The organism is Streptomyces sp. NPDC043853 (assembly GCF_056436025.1).
In genome coordinates this window covers 426,764-443,304 of record NZ_JBWKDJ010000005.1, presented here as the reverse complement: position 1 = coordinate 443,304, position 16,541 = coordinate 426,764, and the positions used below count along the sequence as shown (strand labels likewise).

General features: G+C 74.7%; 12 protein-coding genes. 6 read left to right on the top strand and 6 right to left on the bottom strand.

The features are described 5' to 3' along the window. The first annotated feature begins 131 nt into the window (after positions 1–131). Positions 132–932, top strand: coding sequence for a metallophosphoesterase (locus AC067U_RS16950; RefSeq protein ID WP_478830464.1), 801 nt, complete (start codon positions 132–134; stop codon positions 930–932). Here AC067U_RS16950 and AC067U_RS16945 read toward each other — a convergent pair. Beyond that, positions 887–2,476: an IucA/IucC family protein gene (locus tag AC067U_RS16945; protein WP_478830463.1), complete on the bottom strand. Its 1,590-nt coding sequence runs from the start codon at positions 2,474–2,476 to the stop codon at positions 887–889. The genes AC067U_RS16950 and AC067U_RS16945 overlap by 46 nt on opposite strands. A gap of 51 nt (positions 2,477–2,527) precedes the next feature. On the opposite strand from AC067U_RS16945, the gene AC067U_RS16940 reads away from it, so the two are divergent. Continuing rightward, positions 2,528–4,105, top strand: coding sequence for an IucA/IucC family protein (locus tag AC067U_RS16940; RefSeq protein WP_478830605.1), 1,578 nt, complete (start codon positions 2,528–2,530; stop codon positions 4,103–4,105). A 76-nt stretch (positions 4,106–4,181) separates the two neighbouring features. Here the strand turns inward: AC067U_RS16940 and AC067U_RS16935 are convergent, their stop codons facing one another. After that, complete coding sequence (locus AC067U_RS16935) at positions 4,182–5,102, bottom strand: class I SAM-dependent methyltransferase (RefSeq protein WP_478830462.1); 921 nt, start codon at positions 5,100–5,102, stop codon at positions 4,182–4,184. A gap of 78 nt (positions 5,103–5,180) precedes the next feature. Next, a complete protein-coding gene (locus AC067U_RS16930; RefSeq protein ID WP_478830461.1) occupies positions 5,181–5,615 on the bottom strand; it encodes a hypothetical protein in 435 nt (144 codons plus the stop codon). A gap of 51 nt (positions 5,616–5,666) precedes the next feature. Here AC067U_RS16930 and AC067U_RS16925 point away from each other — a divergent pair, with 51 nt between their 5' ends. Then, entirely contained in the window at positions 5,667–6,755 is a 1,089-nt protein-coding gene (locus AC067U_RS16925) for an aminoglycoside phosphotransferase family protein (protein WP_478830460.1), read from the top strand. A 111-nt stretch (positions 6,756–6,866) separates the two neighbouring features. Here AC067U_RS16925 and AC067U_RS16920 read toward each other — a convergent pair whose 3' ends face one another. Continuing rightward, entirely contained in the window at positions 6,867–7,802 is a 936-nt protein-coding gene (locus AC067U_RS16920) for an AEC family transporter (RefSeq protein ID WP_478830459.1), read from the bottom strand. Positions 7,803–8,114: 312 nt separating this feature from the next. On the opposite strand from AC067U_RS16920, the gene AC067U_RS16915 reads away from it, so the two are divergent. After that, on the top strand, positions 8,115–9,032 hold the full coding sequence (locus AC067U_RS16915) for a MurR/RpiR family transcriptional regulator (RefSeq protein WP_478830458.1): 918 nt from the start codon (positions 8,115–8,117) through the stop codon (positions 9,030–9,032). 343 nt (positions 9,033–9,375) lie between these two features. Next, positions 9,376–9,762, top strand: coding sequence for a hypothetical protein (locus AC067U_RS16910; RefSeq protein ID WP_478830457.1), 387 nt, complete (start codon positions 9,376–9,378; stop codon positions 9,760–9,762). 220 nt (positions 9,763–9,982) lie between these two features. Here the strand turns inward: AC067U_RS16910 and AC067U_RS16905 are convergent, their stop codons facing one another. Continuing rightward, positions 9,983–10,405 carry a DUF350 domain-containing protein gene (locus AC067U_RS16905; protein WP_478830456.1) on the bottom strand — a complete coding sequence of 141 codons (423 nt, stop codon included), beginning with the start codon at positions 10,403–10,405 and terminating at the stop codon, positions 9,983–9,985. A 97-nt stretch (positions 10,406–10,502) separates the two neighbouring features. Here AC067U_RS16905 and AC067U_RS16900 point away from each other — a divergent pair, with 97 nt between their 5' ends. Next, positions 10,503–12,350 (top strand): GNAT family N-acetyltransferase, encoded by a 1,848-nt coding sequence (locus AC067U_RS16900; protein WP_478830455.1) that lies wholly within the window; start codon positions 10,503–10,505, stop codon positions 12,348–12,350. Positions 12,351–12,353: 3 nt separating this feature from the next. On the opposite strand, the gene AC067U_RS16895 is transcribed toward AC067U_RS16900, so the two are convergent. After that, a complete protein-coding gene (locus AC067U_RS16895) occupies positions 12,354–16,538 on the bottom strand; it encodes an nSTAND1 domain-containing NTPase (protein WP_478830454.1) in 4,185 nt (1,394 codons plus the stop codon). Positions 16,539–16,541: the final 3 nt, after the last annotated feature.

The window sequence follows — 16,541 nt, the reverse complement described above, 5'->3', positions numbered from 1 at the left end:
TGGATCTTACGGCCGGTCCGGTGACGGCATACGTTCGGCCCGTGCGCGCACCGGTGCCCCGGTGCACCGGTGCAACCGGCGTACCGGCGTGCGCCCCGCAACAGACCGCCTCCCGGAAGGACTTCGGCTCCGTGACCATCCCGCGCTCCCTCATCGCCCACCTCAGCGACATCCACCTCGACACCGAGGACGGCGGCCGCAGCGCCGCCCGCACCCGGGCGGTGATGGACTATCTGGAGGGCCTGCCCGTGGACCTCGACGCCGTGCTGGTGACGGGGGACATCGCCGACCACGGCCGGGCCGCCGAGTACGCCTCGGCCCGTGAACTCCTCCTCGGCTCCCGGCATCCGGTGCTGGTCTGCCCCGGCAACCACGACGAGCGTGCGGCCTTCCGGGAGGGTCTGCTCGGTCTGCCGGGCTCCGCGGAACCCGTCAACCAGGTGCTCCGTACCGCCGGTTGCGTCATCGCGCTGTGCGACTCCTCGGTGCCGGGGAAGGACGAGGGCTTCCTGGCGGACTCGACCCTGGCCTGGCTGGAGGAGGTGCTGGCCGGAACCCCGGCCGGGACCCCGGTGCTCGTCGGCTTCCACCACCAGCCGGTGGAACTGCACACCCCGTACGTGGACCAGTGGCGCCAGTTCGGGGAGGAGCGCCTGGCCGCGCTCACCCGGCGGTACCCGGACCTCGCCGCCTTCCTGTGCGGCCACACCCACACCGCGACGGCCACCGTGTTCGCCGGGCGTCCGCTGCTGGTCGCGCCCGGCGTGGTCTCCGCGCTGCGGCTGCCCTGGGAGCAGCCGTCCGGATCCTCGCCGCACGTGCACCTGGACCTGCCGCCCGCCGTGGCCTTCCACGTGGTCGACGGAGCGGGGCGGCTGACCACGCACTACCGCATCGTCGCCGCCGACAGCGGGTTGGGCAGCGGCAGGTAGCGGGCGTCCGCCCCGTCCGCGCCGGTCCACCGGAGCAGCAGGTTGGTCTTGCCCGGCAGGGTGGGCGCGGCCAGCAGGGCGTCGATCTCGGGGAGCGGGTGCGCGGCCCGGTACCGCAGGAGTTCGCGGCGTACGGCGGGCCAGAGCGAAGCGGCGGAGCGCGGGTGCCGGGCGGCGAGGGCGGCCGCGATCTCGGTGAGGTGGTTGACGAAGAGGCAGTAGACCAGGCGCTCCCAGCCCGCCGCCCGGCTCACGGCGGGCAGCCGCTTGACGCCTTCGGCGTCCCGGAAGAGGGCTTGCGCGGGGAGGCCGGCCGGGTCGAGGGCGATCAGGGTGTTCTGCAGGTGCGCCTCCACCACGACGCCGTTCCGTGCGTACACGTCGAGCACCGGTGGCAGCACCCGGCGCAGGTAGGCCACCCACCAGGCGACCGGGTCGGGCAGGGCGTCGAGGGGGCCGCCGGAGAAGCCCTCGGCGAGGGAGGCGGCCAGCAGCGGGGTGGTACCGGGCAGCAGGTGCTCCCGCAGGCCGTCGCGGACCAGGACGGCGAGTTCCTCGAAGGCGAAGGCCGCGGTCCGGTAGCCGCGGTCGCTCAGCCAGGCCGCCGTGCCGTCCCGGTCGGCGGGCCGTGCGGCGGCCGGGCCGGCGGGCCGTGCGGCGGACGGCCGCCGGGCGGCGAAGGCGGCGGCGACGGCGGCATCGGTGTCGCGCAGGGCCAGCAGGTCGTGCCGCCACAGCCGGCGCACGTCGTTGGTGATCCGCACGTCCAGGCTGAACTTGACGAACAGGTCGGAGGCGCCGGACCGGCCCGGGACGTGGACGGTGCGGACCGAGGCGGTGGGGTGGACGTGCCGGCCGGTCGTGCCGAGCCGGATGAGCCGCCCGTCGGCGAGGGCCTCCCGGACGGCAGGGGCCCGGGAGACCAGGGCGAGCTGCCAGGGGTGGGCGGGCAACAGCCGGTAGCCGCGCGGCGCGGAGGGCCCGTTGAGCAGCTCGGACAGGCCGTCGATGGCGTCCGCGGCCCGCGGGCCGCCCTCCTCGGCCGTCTGGTCCTCGCGCACGGCGAGGAACTCCAGCGGGAAGCTCGCGTGCGCCTCCGGTGCGTAGGGCAGCCAGCGGGCGGCCGGGCCGCCGCCGCGGGTCTTGGGCGCCGGATGGCAGGGGTGTCCCATCACCAGGGCCTGTTCCGAACGCAGATACGGATCCTCCGGCGCGGCGGCCCCGGCCCGGGCGGCGAGCAGCGCGGCCACCGCGTGGCGGCTGTCGGCCATCTCCACCGGGAGTTCGCCGTTCGCCACCCCGGTCAGGCAGTACAGCTCCGCAGAGGTGATCTTGATCAGTTCGGCGTGGCCGACCGGCTGCCAGCCGGCGGCCGTGCGCAGTTCCGGCCGGACCGGACGGCGGCCGCCGGAGGTGCGGAGCAGCCGGCCGGTGGCGCGCAGCCGGTACGCGCCGCCGCCGACATGGTCGGCCACCTCCTGGAGCAGACAGTTCAGGAGAGGTGCGGAGGCGTACGCATCGGCGGCGTCAGAGATGTGGTTCACGGATTCCTAGTATCCGTGGTGGGAACCATCGAAGCGGAAGTGGGTACGTACATGGACCACCGGTACGACGGGCGCGACCGGGACGGCGCGGCATCGCCGGCCGAGGACGCGATCGCCGGCGAGCTGGCCGCCGTACGGCCGGCCCTGCTGCCGGGGTACGAGGCGGCCCTGCCGGCGGCGCGGGCGGCGGTCCTGACCCGGTTGTGGCGGGGGCTGACCATCGACCCAGTGCCGTGGGTGGTGCGGCGGGAGGACGGCGCGGACGGCACGGAGCTGCTCCTGTCCGGGGGCGGGCGGCTGCGGGGCCCGCGGCCCGATCCGTACGCGACGGCGCCGTACGTGACCGTGATCGGGCTGGACGGGCGGGAGTTCCGGCGGGCGGCGGAGCTGGTGCGGGCGCTGGGGCTGCCCGCGGGGTCCGGGTTCGCGGCCGAACTCGACCACAGCACCGCCTCCTTGGCGCTCTCGCTGGCGTCGGCGGCGGCCCGGGAGGGGCGTTCCGGTGCGTCCGAGGAGCCGGCGGCGGGCTGGGAGTGGGAGCAGCGGGTGGTCGACGGGCACCCGTACCACCCCAACTGCCGTTCCCGGCCAGGTTTCTCGGTGGCGGAGCAGCTGGCGTACGGGCCGGAGCACGGTGCGGTGGTGGGGCTGGGCCTGGCGGCCGTGCCGGCGGAGGAGAGCCTGGTGACGGGGGACTGGCCGGAGGCGCTGCGGGACGCGGGGCGGATCCTGGTGCCGGTGCACCCGTGGCAGGCCGAACACGTGCTGAAGTCGGCGCCGGAGGCGGGGGCCGGGATCGCGGCGCATCCGCTGATGTCCCTGCGGACCCTCGCGCCGGCCGCCGGGGCGTGGCCGGGGGCCGGTACCGGGCTGCCCGCCCCGCACGTCAAGACCGCGCTGAGCAGCCGGCTGACCTCTTCCGTCCGGGACATCTCGGTGTACTCGGTGGAAACGGCCGCGGCGGTCTCGGAGTTCGCGCAGGCCCTGACGGAGCGGCTGGACGGGCGGCTGCGGTTCACCCGGACGCTGGCGGCGGCCACCGCGCGCACCCCGGACCTGGCGGCGGTGCTGCGGGAGGCGCCCGAGGTGTACGCGGGGCCGGGCGAGCGGGTGGTGCCGGTGGGGGCGCTGGCGGCGACCGGGCTGACCCGGTCGCCGGGCTGGACCGCGCGGTTCGCGCGGCTGGCCGTGGGGGCCTGTCTGCGGGTGCTGGAGCTGGGCGTGGCCCTGGAGGCGCACGGCCAGAACCTGCTGGTGGTGCTCTCGCCCGACGGCGCCCCGGTGCGGCTGGTCTACCGTGACCTGGCCGACGTACGGATCAGTCCGGCGCGGCTGGCGCGGCACGGGCTGGCGGTGCCGCCGCTGTCCGGGCGGCTGGTCACGGACGAGGTGAGGACGCTCCGGCGGAAGCTGTTCGGGTCGCTGCTGACGGGTGCGCTGGGCGGTGCGGCGGGATCGGCGGACGCGTTCGGGGAGGCCCTGGCGGCCGCCGCGGCGGAGCTGCCGGACACCGGGGACGCCCTGGCGCTGCGGACCGGGCCGCTGCCGACGAAGGCGCTGACGCTGATGCGGCTCAGCCCGGGCACACCGGGCGACCAGTGGACGACGGTGCCGAATCCGCTGGCCTGAACGCGCCGGTGTCCGGCCCCCGGGCGGGGGGCCGGACACCGGATGCCGGGCGCCCGGGCCGGCGCTTGCGCCCGGGTCAGCGCTTGCGCTGGGCGACGATCGCGCGGGTGACGATCGGCGGCAGGAGGTCCTTGGCCAGCTTCTTCACCTTGGACTGCGGGCGGCGCACCGGCGCCGGAGCCGGCTTGGGGGCTGCGGCCGGGGCGGGCTTGGGCGCGGGAGCCGGTTCGGGCTGGTAGCGGGACTCCGGCAGGGCCGGGGACTTGGCGTGCTCTCCGCCGATGCGGATCAGGGGGGCGCCGGCGACCTCCTCCACTCCGTGCCACAGGTCCTTGCGGGTCTCCAGCCAGGCCAGCAGCTCCTTGCGGACCGGCTCGGCGTCGTCCCAGGTCGCGTAGAGCTTGGTGCCTGTGATGCAGATCGCGTGGAGGTCCCCGCGGTCGACGGCGCCCCAGACGGCGGCGGCGACTCCGGGACAGTGCTCGGAGCGGTAGTCGTCGAAGACGACCACGGCGCCGGGGGTGGTCACGGCGCGGGACGCGGCGATGTCACCGTGCACGTGCTCGTAGAGGTGGGAGGCGTCGATGTGCACGAAGCGGCAGCTGTCGGCGCGCACCCGGTCGGCGACCACCGAGGTCGTCGCCATGATCACGGTCGGCAGCTCGTCGTGGAAGGCGAGGTAGTTCGCCTCGAAGGCCTTGCGGGTGAGGGTGGAGTAGGAGCCCTCCATCTCCTTCTCGTTCGACGCGTCCGGCGCGGGCGAGTCGAAGAGGTCGCACACGGTGAACCGCTCGCCCTCCTGGAGGTAGCTCCCCAGGAAGATGGCGCTCTTGCCCATGTAGGCACCGAGTTCGAGCAGGTCGCCCCGCTGCCCCTCGTCCTCGTTCTGCCGCGAGAGGAACCAGTCGAACATCAGCTGGTCGACGGCCCAGAACCAGCCCTTTACATCGTCGAGCTTCGTGGGCGGTGCAGGGACAACGGCGGGAGCTTCTGACATGGAGCGGTCTTCCTCCGTAAGCGCGGCTCGGTTCCCCAACACAGGTTTGCTGGGCGGGAATCTTCTGCACAGCTGACCCTAGACGCCGAACGCGGATCCGCAATGCCCCGACGGCAAGTGACTGATCGGTTTGGAGGTTCCGTTCTCCCCCGACGGGCCCGGAATCGGCACCTCCGCCATCGACCGGGCCGCGCGGCGGGTCCGGCGGGGGTTCCCGAGCGTCCGCGGGGCGATCGGGAGGCCCGGCGCGTCGAGCGGCTCGGCGGGCGGCAGGGCGAGGTGACGCCGCAGGTCGGCGACCGTCGAGTGCAGCGCGGCGAGGATCAGCTCGGCCCCGGGGCGGGCGGTGGCCAAGGCGTTCGCGGTGGTCTCGATGGCCTCCACGGCGTCTTCGGCGGCGGCCCGGCTCCACCGGCCCGGCCCGGCGGCGTCACACAGGTGGCAGGCGGCCTCCGCGACGGCATCGGCCCGCTCCCCCACCCCTGGCGCGGCAGTGCTCGGCAACAGCTCCATGCCCGGTAAACGACGGGCACGCGCGGGCGTCATCGTGTGAGGATCCCTGCCATGGCCATCAAGGGGATCAGTGGCATGGTGCCGGGACGCCGGGTGCCGGGCACACCGGAACTGTGGGCGGGGCTGGGGACGCCGCGCCGGGCACGGAGGGTGGGCAGCAGCCCGCGCTCGCGCGTGTGGCGGGTGGAACTGGACCGCGGGCCGGTGGTGGTGAAGCAGGCCGCGGGCGGGCCCGACGCCGGGGAGCGGTTCGACCGGGAGGTCACGGCCCTGCGGCTGGCCGGCCGGCGCGCACCGGGCGGGCCGGAGCGGCCGGCGGTGGTGCCGGCCGTGCTGGCCGTGGACCCGCGGGCCCGCGTGCTGGTGCTGGAGCACCTGGAGCACCGGCGGCCCGCCCCCGATTGGACCGTGGGCTACGCGGCGGCGCTCGCCCGGCTGCACGCCACCGGGCGGGCGGAGGACGCGGCGGCGCTGCCCCGGTGGGCCGGGCCGGGCGAGCGGGACGCGGAGGCCTTCCTCGCGCTGGCGGACCGGCTGGGCGCGACGGCTCCGGCCGGGGCCCGGGCGGAGCTGTCCGGCCTGGTGGAGCGGCTCGGCCGGGCTCCCGGGCACGCGCTGCTGCACGGGGACCCCTGTCCGGGCAACGACCTGCACACCCCGGAGGGGATCCGCTTCGTCGACTTCGAGCAGGCCTCGCTGGGAAGCGGGCTGACGGAACTGGCGTACCTGCGGATCGGCTTCCCGACCTGCTGGTGCGTGACGGCGGCGGCGGAGCCGCTCGTGGAGCGGGCGGAGGCCGCCTACCGGGACGTCTGGCGGGCGGAGACCGGTGCGGAGCCCGCCCTGGACGGACTGGTGGACGCGTGTGCGGGCTGGCTGATCCGGGGGGACGCGCTGGTGCCCCGGGCCCGCCGGGACGGCCGGGACCACCTGGAGCGGGCGGCCGCCCGCGACTGGACCTGGGGCACGGCCACCGCCCGGCAGCGCCTCGGGCACCGGCTGGGGGTGGTGGCACGGCTGGCGGAGGGAAGGCCGGAGCTGTCCGCGACCGCCCGGCTGTGCGAGGCGATGCGGGTGCGGATGCGGGAGCGCTGGCCGGCGGCCCGGGCGGCCGTACCGGCCGAGCGGGGGGAGGACTGAGGGCCGGGGCGGACGGGTGGGCAGCGGGCGGTCGGACGCAGCCGCTCCGGCAGGCCGGCCGTACCCCGGCCGCGCGGGCGGCGTCGTACGGGCGCCCCCGCGCGGGCACGGTCAGACCATGGCCGCCCACTGCAGCCACAGCGGCAGCAGGAGCAGGGCGGCCACCGAGCTCTTGATGACCAGCGCGGCCGACAGGTCGACGTCGACCTCGTAGCGCTGGGCGAAGATGAACAGGTTCTGCGGGGTGGGCATCGCGGCCAGCAGCACCAGGTACACCAGCCAGTCTCCGGACACTCCGAACAGCCCGCCGCACACCGCCCAGGTGAGCAGCGGGAAGCCCAGGCACTTGAAGGCGACGATCGCGGCCTCCTCGGCGGTGGTGCCCCGCAGGTTCAGCCCGAGGCCGCCCAGGTGCAGGCCGAGTGCGAACAGCGCGACCGGGGAGGCGCTGTCGCCGACGAAGGCGAAGCCGTCCAGCAGCGGGCGCGGGAGCGGAACCGAGAGCAGGTTGAGCACGATGCCCGCGTTGCAGGAGAGCACCAGCGGGGTGGCCAGGGAGGCGGCGACCGCACGGAGGGGCCGGCCGCCGGTGCCGGGCCGGCCGAACTCCATCACCGTGATCACCACCAGGGACAGCACGCAGACCTGGAACAGCAGGACGGGAAAGACCGGCGCGGCCGTCCCGAACACGGTGATGAACACGGGGACGGCGAAGTAGGCCGTGTTGACCTGCACCGACGCCATGATCCGCAGGGCCGCCCCGCGGGCGCCCGCGCCGCCGTACAGCCGGGCGGCCAGTCCGACGCCGAGCACGGCCAGGGCGGCCGCGGTCGCGTAGCCGAGGATCCCGCGCCAGTGGAAGAGGGCGCCGAGGTCGCTGGCGTAGATGTTGCCGAAGAGGTAGCAGGGGACGGCGAAGAGGAAGGCGTAGTCGGCGAACACCTTGGAGGTCTCGGCCGGGACCACCTTGCGCCGGGCCAGCAGGACTCCCCCGCCGAAGGCCAGGACGACCGGTATCAGTTTCTCCAGTGCCGCCGCCGTTCCCACGTGCCGTACCCCGTTTCCGTTCCGTCCCCCGGCCGCACGCGTGGTGGCGTACGGGCCCCGTAACCGATGCACCTGTGGGTGCGCCCTGGAGACTACGCCCGCCGCGATCACGGGCCGTACCGGCACCCGGGGAGGGGTCTCGACGGGGCGTCAGCACGAGCCGGGACCCGGGTGGTTGGGGCGCCGCGCGGGCCGGGGCGCGGCCGGACCGGACGGGCCGTCTCGCACCGTGGACAGCGGCCGTCGTTTGCCCGGCCGACGGCGGCGGGTGGGATATGTTGGACACGAGTGTCGGGAAAAGGAGGCGCGACGGTGCCATCGGGGCAGCGGGCACGCGCGACGGCGGCCGCGATCACACCCAGCGGCCAGGCGCCGGCGCACGAACGCGCGCCGGCGGACCGGGTCCGTGCCCTGTTCAACGGGCACCGGCTCTCCCCCGGCCAGCGGCGGATCGCCCAGTACCTGATCGACCACCTCACCGAAGCCGCCTTCCTGTCCATCACCGAACTCGCCGAGCGGGTCGGGGTGAGCCAGCCCTCGGTGACCCGCTTCGCGGTCGCCCTCGGGTTCAGCGGCTACCCGGCGTTGCGCGAGGTGCTGCAGCCCATCGCACTGAGCGCGGTGGCCGGGACGCCGGAGGGCAGCGAGGAGATCCGCCGCAACGAGCTCCAGGCGGCCGTGGACGCCGAGATCGCGAACCTGGAGAACGTCCGCCGGCTGCTCGCCGACACCGACCAGGTCCTGGACCTCGGACGGGAGCTGGCGAGGTCGGTCCCGGTGACCGTGCTCGGCCTGCGGATCTCGGTCTCGCTGGCGCACTACTTCGCGTACGCGGCCCGGCGCATCCACCCCGACGTCCGCCTGATCACGGAGGGCGGCAGTGTCGCCTACGACACGCTGATGCAGGCCCGGGCGGCCGGCGGCACCTGGGTGCTGGCCTTCGCCATGCCCCGGCACGCCAAGGAGACCCTGGCGGCCCTGCAGTTCGCCCGCAGGGCCGGGCTCAGGGTCGCGCTGATCACGGACCTGACGCTGGGCCCGCTGGTGGAGGAGGCGGACGTGGCACTGACCGCCGCCACCGGCTCTCGCCTGGTCTTCGACTCCTACGCGTCGCCGAACATCCTGTCCGCGGCCGTGCTCCAGGCCATGGCCGATGCCGATCCGGAGCGGACGCAGGCCCGGCTGGAGAACTACGAGCAGGTCGCCGAGCAGCACGGCTTCTTCCTCTAGCCCTTCCAGGCCCCGGCTTCCGTGTCGCCGCCCGGAGGGTTCGATCCCCCTAAGCCCCCTTCTGGGGGCCTTTTCCCATGTCAGGGCGGTTCGTCAGGCCCGGGTGGATTTTCACACCCGCCGTGCACATGAAATTTTTCATTCCCTTGCTTACTCGACGGTATATATGTTTACTTCAGGCCACACGGACCACTGCGGCCGGCGACCTCCTCCTCACGTCGGCCAGTCGATGCGCCGGACGGGCCCCACATCCCGCACGGCGCACAGGCGGCCTCGGTCACCCCCTGGACCGAGGCCGCCTCCCCTCTCTCGACCACCGTTCGACCCCTCGGAAGCGACGAGAATGCCTCAGACCGCTCAGCGGGTACCCACCGCACTCAGCCCGGACTGGCCCTGTCAGGTGAAGGCCCCCGGCACCCATGACTGGGAGCGCACCGCCGCCCGCTGGCTGCGGGACCTGCTGCCGGCCCGCTACGCCGGCTACTCGACGCTCACCCGCCATCCGGCCCTGCTCGCCCGCCACGCGCAGCTCCAGGTCCAGCACGAGATCCGCGCGGTGCGCGTGGCCCTGCACACCAGCCGACAGGAGCTCCCCGCGCTGGGGGTGGCCGAGGGCGTCATAGAGAACGCCATCCGGATGTACGCCGTGGAGCTGGAGCAGCTGAACCGCCTGGCCCGCGGCATCCGCCTGGTCAGCGAGGCCCTCGCGCGCCCCTCGGCCCGCGCCTGAGGGTCGCGCCCTGGTCTCCGGCCGGCTCATTCCCCAGGGCCGGCCGGCCCGGAAAAAGGACATCCCCGGATCCGAAGGAGCGGATCCGGGGATGTCCCCGGTGTGGCGGCGGCACTCGGCCGCGCCGGCGGACCGGGCCAGCGGCCGGACCAACCGGCGCGGACCGGGCCGATATGCGTGAGCCGGGCCCCGAGGAGCCCGGCCCGTCGCGCGTGCGGGGTCAGGCGATGGAGGCCGCGACCACCGCGGCGACCGCCAGGTTGCAGGAGGCCGTCACCCAGACCGCCGGGTGCGGCTCGGGGTCGACCACTATGGCGCCGAGCTTGCCGGGCGTGACCAGGTCCAGCACCAGGAACGCCACCGCCATCAGCACCAGGCCGAGAACACCGAAGGCCGCCGTCGAGATCAGGCCCTTGCCGAAGTCGTGGTAGGTCGTGAAGATCGACGTGAAGACGATGCCGCCGATGCCGAGCAGCGCCGAGCTCAGCAGGATCGCGGCGTTCCGGTTGCGGTCCTCCCAGATCTGCCGGCCGAGCTTCCCGGGCGTCAGCACGTCCACCAGGACGATGCCGAGGATCAGCAGCACCAGGCCGAGGGCACCGTAGGCAGAGGTGCGGCCAAGTCCGTTGATGATGTCGCTCATTGAGAAGCCTGTCTCCGGGAGTGATGGGACGGGGTGGATGGGAAGGTGAATCTATCGCACGGGTGGCGGAAAGCCGATGGCCGGGGAGGGGTGCATCATGCGGGTACAGGTGCGGGTGCGGGCCGCGCGGGCGGAGGAGGCGGAGGCGCTGAGCGCGCTGGTCCGCCGCTCCAAGGCGCACTGGGGGTACGGCGAGGAGCAGTTGGCGTCCTGGGAGGCCGATCTGCGCATCGACGCGGCGGACGTGGGCCGGCGCCGGGTCGTGGTCGCGGAGGACCCGGACGGGGTACGGGGCGTGGCCTCGCTGGAGGGCCCGGCCGGGGCCGAGGAGGCGGTGCTGGGCCTGCTGTTCGTGGAACCGGAGGCGATCGGGCAGGGGGTGGGGCGGGAGTTGTACCGGTTCGTCCTGCGGCGGGCCCGGGAACTGGGCGTCCGTCGGCTGCTCGTCGACGCCGACCCGCACGCGGCGGGGTTCTACCGCGCGATGGGCGCGGTGGCGGTGGGCAACGGGCCGGGGCTGGTGCTGAACGGGCCTGGGACGGTGCAGACCGGGCCTGGGACGGTGGCGAACGGGCCGGGGCCGGCCGCGGCGGGCGGACTGGTCCGGTTCGTGGTGGAGTTGCCGCCGGCCGCCGGCTGGGTGGCGGCCTGGACCGGCGGGCGGCGGGCCGTGCACCTGGGCAACGTCGCCGAGTTCAACGCGCAGTTCCGCGACCCCTCCCTGGACCGGTGGCAGTACGCCGCGCACCACTACGCCTCCCTGGCCGCCCTCTACAGCCCCCACCCGGCCGCCCTGGCACTGCCCCTCCCCGTGCCGCAGGGCTGGCTGGACCTGCTCTCCCGGGAACTGGCCTGGGATCCGGTGGAGCTCTACGAGGGGCTGGCGGACGAGGCCGGCCCCGGCCTCTGCGCGGCCGTGTCGGCCCGCCCGGCGCTGGCCGGGCGGCTGCGCGCGCTCGGGCTGCCGCTCGTACCGTGGGGCCGGACCGAGGAGTTCGGACGGCTGTCGGGCGCTCCGCTGCCGGCCGGTGCGCTGCGCCACGAGTCGAAGGCGGCCTCGCACGAGCTGTTCCGGCGGCTGGCCGAGGGCGGCCCGCATCCCGGGATCGTGGTCCCCGCCCAGTGGCCGGCCCGGACCCGGCGGGCGGCGGCCCGGCTGCTGGCGCGACGCGCGCGGGCCGGGCTGGACACCGTGCTGAAGTCCGAGCACGGCGTCGGCGGCTCGGGAACCACCGTGGTCAGGGCGGAGCGGGTCCGGGAGGCGGGCGGGGCCCGGGCGGTGCTGCGGCGGCTCCCGCGCGGCCCGCTGCTGGTCGAGGAGTACGTGGCGGACGGCAGGGACGCCGCACTGCGCGACCTGACGTACGACGGCTTCGTGGACGCGGAGGGCGCGGTGCACGAGGTGGGCGCGGCGGTGATGCACGTGGTCGGCACCGGCTACCGCGGGGCCACGGTGGGGCCGGGCGTCGTCCCCGAGCCGCTCTCCGGCCCCCTCCTCGCCTTCGGCCGGGCGGTGGGCGCGGAACTGGCGGCCACCGGCTACCGGGGCTGGTTCGACGTGGACTTCGTGGCCGACGGACGGGGCCGGCTGGCCCCCACCGAGACCAACCTCCGCCTGACCGGCCCCTCGATCGCCTTCATGGCCGCGGCCCGCCTGGACGAGGTCCGCGGCGGCCGCCACGTCGTCCGCGTCCTGGACCGGGTGGAACTGGGCGCCCGTCTGCCCGACCCCCAGCTCGCCCCCTTCCTGCACTCCCTGTCCCGCGGCTGCGCGGACCTCAGCGCGGTCTTCCTCCCGGTGATCGCCACGGCCGCCTTCGCCCCCACCCCGTACCTGGGGGTGCTGATCGCCGCCCACACGGCGGCGGCGGTGGACGCGGCGGAGACGTGGGTCCGGGAGGAGGCCCGGGGGCTCGGCCGGATGTTCGAGGACCCCCGGCCGTAGGGCTCACCTGGTGCGGCACACCGGGCCCGTCGACTCACCCGGCAGATGGGCCGCCCTTTCCTCCGGGGTGAGGTCGCGGTTGACGGACCGACAGATCTGCTCGATCGCTATGGAAGGCGGGGGAAGCACGACGTTCCACAGACGCACGGTCATGTCCCCACTGCCCGTGGCGAGCGTACGGCCATCGGGGCTGAACGCCACCGCATGCACCGGGCCGGTGTGACCGACCAGGAACGCGCGCGCCGCACCATCCGCCACGTCCCACAGTTCCACGTTCCAGTCGTGGCTGCCGCTGGCAAGGGTCCGGCCGTCGGGAGCGAACGCCAGCGAACTCACCGTGGCCCTGTGCGCGATCAGGGTGCGGCGGGGTTTGCCCGTGGCCGCGTCCCACAGGCGCACGCTCGGGTCGGCACTGCCGGTGGCGAGGGTGCGGCCGTCGGGACTGAACGCCACCGCATGCACCTGGTCGCTGTGACCGGTCAGCGTCCTGCGCGGAGCACCGGTGGCCACGTCCCACAACCGCACGCTGCGGTCGGCGCTCCCCGAGGCGAGGGTGCGGCCGTCGGGACTGAACGCCACCGCGTACACCTGGTCCCTGTGACCGGTCAGGGTTCTGCGCGGAGCACCGGTGGCCACGTCCCACAACCGCACGGTGTGGTCGGCGCTCCCCGTGGCGAGGGTGCGGCCGTCGGGGCTGAACGCCACCGCGTAGACGGCGCCGACGTGCCCGTCCAGTACGGTGCGGGGCTTGCCCGTGGCCGCGTCCCACAGCCGCACGCTGCGGTCTGAACCGCCGGTGGCGAGAGTGCGACCGTCGGGGCTGAATGCAACCGATTCCACCTGGTCGCGGTGGCCGGCCAGAGTCATGCGCGGAACGCGTGCCGTCACGTCCCACAACCGCACGCCGGTGTCGGCACTCCCCGTGGCGAGAGAGCGCCCGTCCGGGCTGAACCCCACGGCGAGCACCATGCCGGTGTGCCCCGTCAGCGCGGGGCGGGTGACGGCTGCGATGTCCCACAGCCGGACCGTCCAGTCCTGGCCCGCGCTGGCCAGCGTACGGCCGTCGGGACTGAACGCCACCGAGAACACGAAGTTGGAGTGTCCGGCCAGGGCCGTACGGGTGGCTCCCGTTGCCATGTCCCACAGCCGCACGCTGCGGTCCGTACTTCCGGTGGCGACGCTACGGCCGTCAGGGCTGAACGCCACCGAGTACACCTCGCCGGCATGACCGGCCAAAGCGGCCCGCGGGGCCCCGGTATCCGGATCCCACAGGCGCGCGGTGGCGTCGGCGCTGCCGGTGGCCAGCGTGCGGCCGTCACGGCTGAACGCCACCGCGAGCACCCTGTCCGCGTGGCCCGAGAGCGTGGTCCGGAGCTTGCGGGCGGCCACGTCCCACAACCGCGCGGTGCGGTCGTAGCTGCCGGTGGCCAGGGTGCGGCCGTCGGGACTGAACGCCACCGCGTACACCTGGTCGCCGTGTCCTGTCAGCGTGTCACGGAGGGTACCGGTGGCCGTGTCCCACAGCAGGACGGTGCGGTCGGCACCACCGGTGGCAAGGGTCCGGCCGTCAGGGCTGAAGGCCACCGAGTGCACAGCGGCCTTGTGTCCCGACAAGGTCCGGCGGGTCTGCTCGGTGGCCAGGTCCCACAACCTCACGGTGTGGTCGTGGCTGCCGGTGGCCAGCGTACGGCCGTCAGGACTGAAGGCCACCGAGAAGACGGTGTCCTTGTGCCCCGACAGCGTGGCACGAGGTCTGCCGGTGGCGACGTCCCACAGCCGCACCGTGGCGTCGGAGCTGCCGCTGGCGAGCGTCCGGCCGTCAGGGCTGAACGCCACCGTGCTCACCGCGTAGGTGTGACCGGACAGACGCCGGTGCTGCGGCAGCGCTGCGGCTGCTTCCAGACTTTCGAACGCTTCGGCCGTGGGACTGGTCCGGTATGCCTGGACCGCGAGCAGCGAAGCCAGTTCGGGATTCGCCGCGAGGAGCTGATTGGCCTCGGAGGAAAGCTGCCGCGACAGGGCTGCGTCCCGGGAGTCCACGGCCGCTCGCCACTGCCAGATCGCGCCGCCCGCGGCGAGGAGGGCGAGGACGAGGAAGACGCCCAAGAGCGTGATGAGACGCCTGCTGCGCCGGATGACGGCCTGCTGGCGGTCCTTGCTCGCGGAGAGGAAAGCCGTGATGTCGCCCGGGAGACGGTGATGCCGTGCCCACTCGAGGCCCTCGGCGAGCGCCGTGCCCCCGAGCAGGTCTCCGGGGTCGGCCTTGGCTGCCCAGCGGGTCCGCCGTTCACGGGTGCGGTCGAGCCACTGGTGGAAATGGCGGTCCTGGCCGACCCAGTCCCGCAGGGTGCCCCAGTCGCGGATGAGGGCGTCATGGATGAGTTCGGCCACTGCCCGCCCGGGTGCGGCGGCCGAGTCCCCGGCGGCCGAGTCTCCGGTGACGGAGTCTCCTGCGGCCGAGCCCTCGGTGACGGAGTGCCCGGTGACGGGGAGCGTCTGCGTGGTGATGATGCGGTGGCGCGTGAGGACCGCGATGACCTCGTCGGCCGCTTCCTCTTCGCCGGGGCCCGCGGCCATCTCGCGCAGCTCGTCGAGGGGGACCTGAGCGCGGACGGGAGGGATCCGGCGGGCGGGATCGGCCGGTCGGACCAGGGAGGTCAGGATCCGCCGGGCGATCGGCCGCCGCTCGGCGGGCAGCCGGCCGAGCACGGTGTCGCACCAGTTGGTCAGGCTGCCGCTGACCGCACCGATGCGCCGGTACGCGTCGTGCGTCAGGTGGCCGTCCTGCCGCCGCTGCCACAGCTGGCTGAGCGTGAGCTCCAGCAGGGGCAGCACGGTGGCCGGCGCCTGCCCGTGCTCGGCCGCCTCCGGGGTGATGGCCAGGACGTCGGTGATGATCTGCTCGGGCAGCCCGGGCTGGAGGCGGGCACCCGCGTCCCGGGCCGGCCCCACGATGATGTCGTGCAGGTCCTGCCTGCTCAACGTGCCCGGCACGTTGAGCAGTCCCGGCGTCGCGGCCTCCAGCAGCCCGGGCGCCTGGGCCGCCAGTTGCGGGTAGAAGTCGTCCCGCATCACCAGGACCACGCCGATCCGGGCGTCCGATTCGACGGCCGCGGTGATCCGGTCCGCGACGGCCCTGCGGTCCGGCGAACCATCGGCCGACGGCTGGGTGAACAGCTCCTCGAACTGGTCGATCACCAGGAGGACCCGCTGCCACGCAGGGTCGGCCGCCAGTCTGCGCGCGACGGCCTCGCCGATGCCCTCGGTGGCGGCACCGGGCAGTCCGGCCCGCTCCAGCTCGGCCAGGAGGTCCTGCCGCGGCCTCGCGACCACCGGCAGCCACCGGTCGCTGCCCGGCAGCCCGCCCTCGGCCAGCGCGCGCAGGACACCGGCCTGGACCAGCGATGACTTGCCCGATCCGGAGGGACCGAGCAGCAGGGTCAACCGCCGCTGCCGGCCCAGGTTCGCCACGACCTGCCGTACGGCCTCGTTCCGGCCCCGGAACCACCGTGCGTGCTCGGCGGTGAACGGCTCCAGCCCCCGGTACGGGGACACGTCCTGTACGGCCAGCTCCGGCAGGATCTCCCGGAGCACCTCCGTGGGAGTGACATAGGCGATGCCCTGGCCCCGCCGGAACGCGTCGGGGGCGGTGATCTCGGTGAGCATCCCGATGACCAGGCCGGTCACCTCGTCGAGGACCGGGCCGCCGCTGAAGCCGGTGGTGAGGTCGTTGGCTCCGGTCAGCTGGAGGTAGGTGCCCCTGTTCCCGGCGGCCGGCAGCAGGTCGCCGGCCTCGCCGAACCCCCAGTGGCCCCCCTCGGCACCCTGGGCCGGGAAACCGAAGGAGCGCACCGGGTGGCTGCGGCGGCCCGCCGCGGAGCCCAAGGGCAGCGGGGCCGGGGCCGGCCCGGCCGGATCGCGGCTCAGCCGGACGACGGCGACGTCCTCGTTCTCGGGGGCGCGCCACGGCCCTTCGAGGACCTGCCCCTCGGCTGCGGCCGCATCCGCAGCACGGGGGAAGGACAGTCGTACGGGCCGGCCCGGCCCGCCGCCGGCCGCCCGTACCACGTGCGCGCAGGTGACCAGCAGCCCCTCGGCCACCACGAAACCCGCCCCGGCCACCCTCCCGTCCGGATCCAGGATCTGCGCCACGGACGACGCGAGTGCGGAGGTGCTTTCGCCGTCCACCGG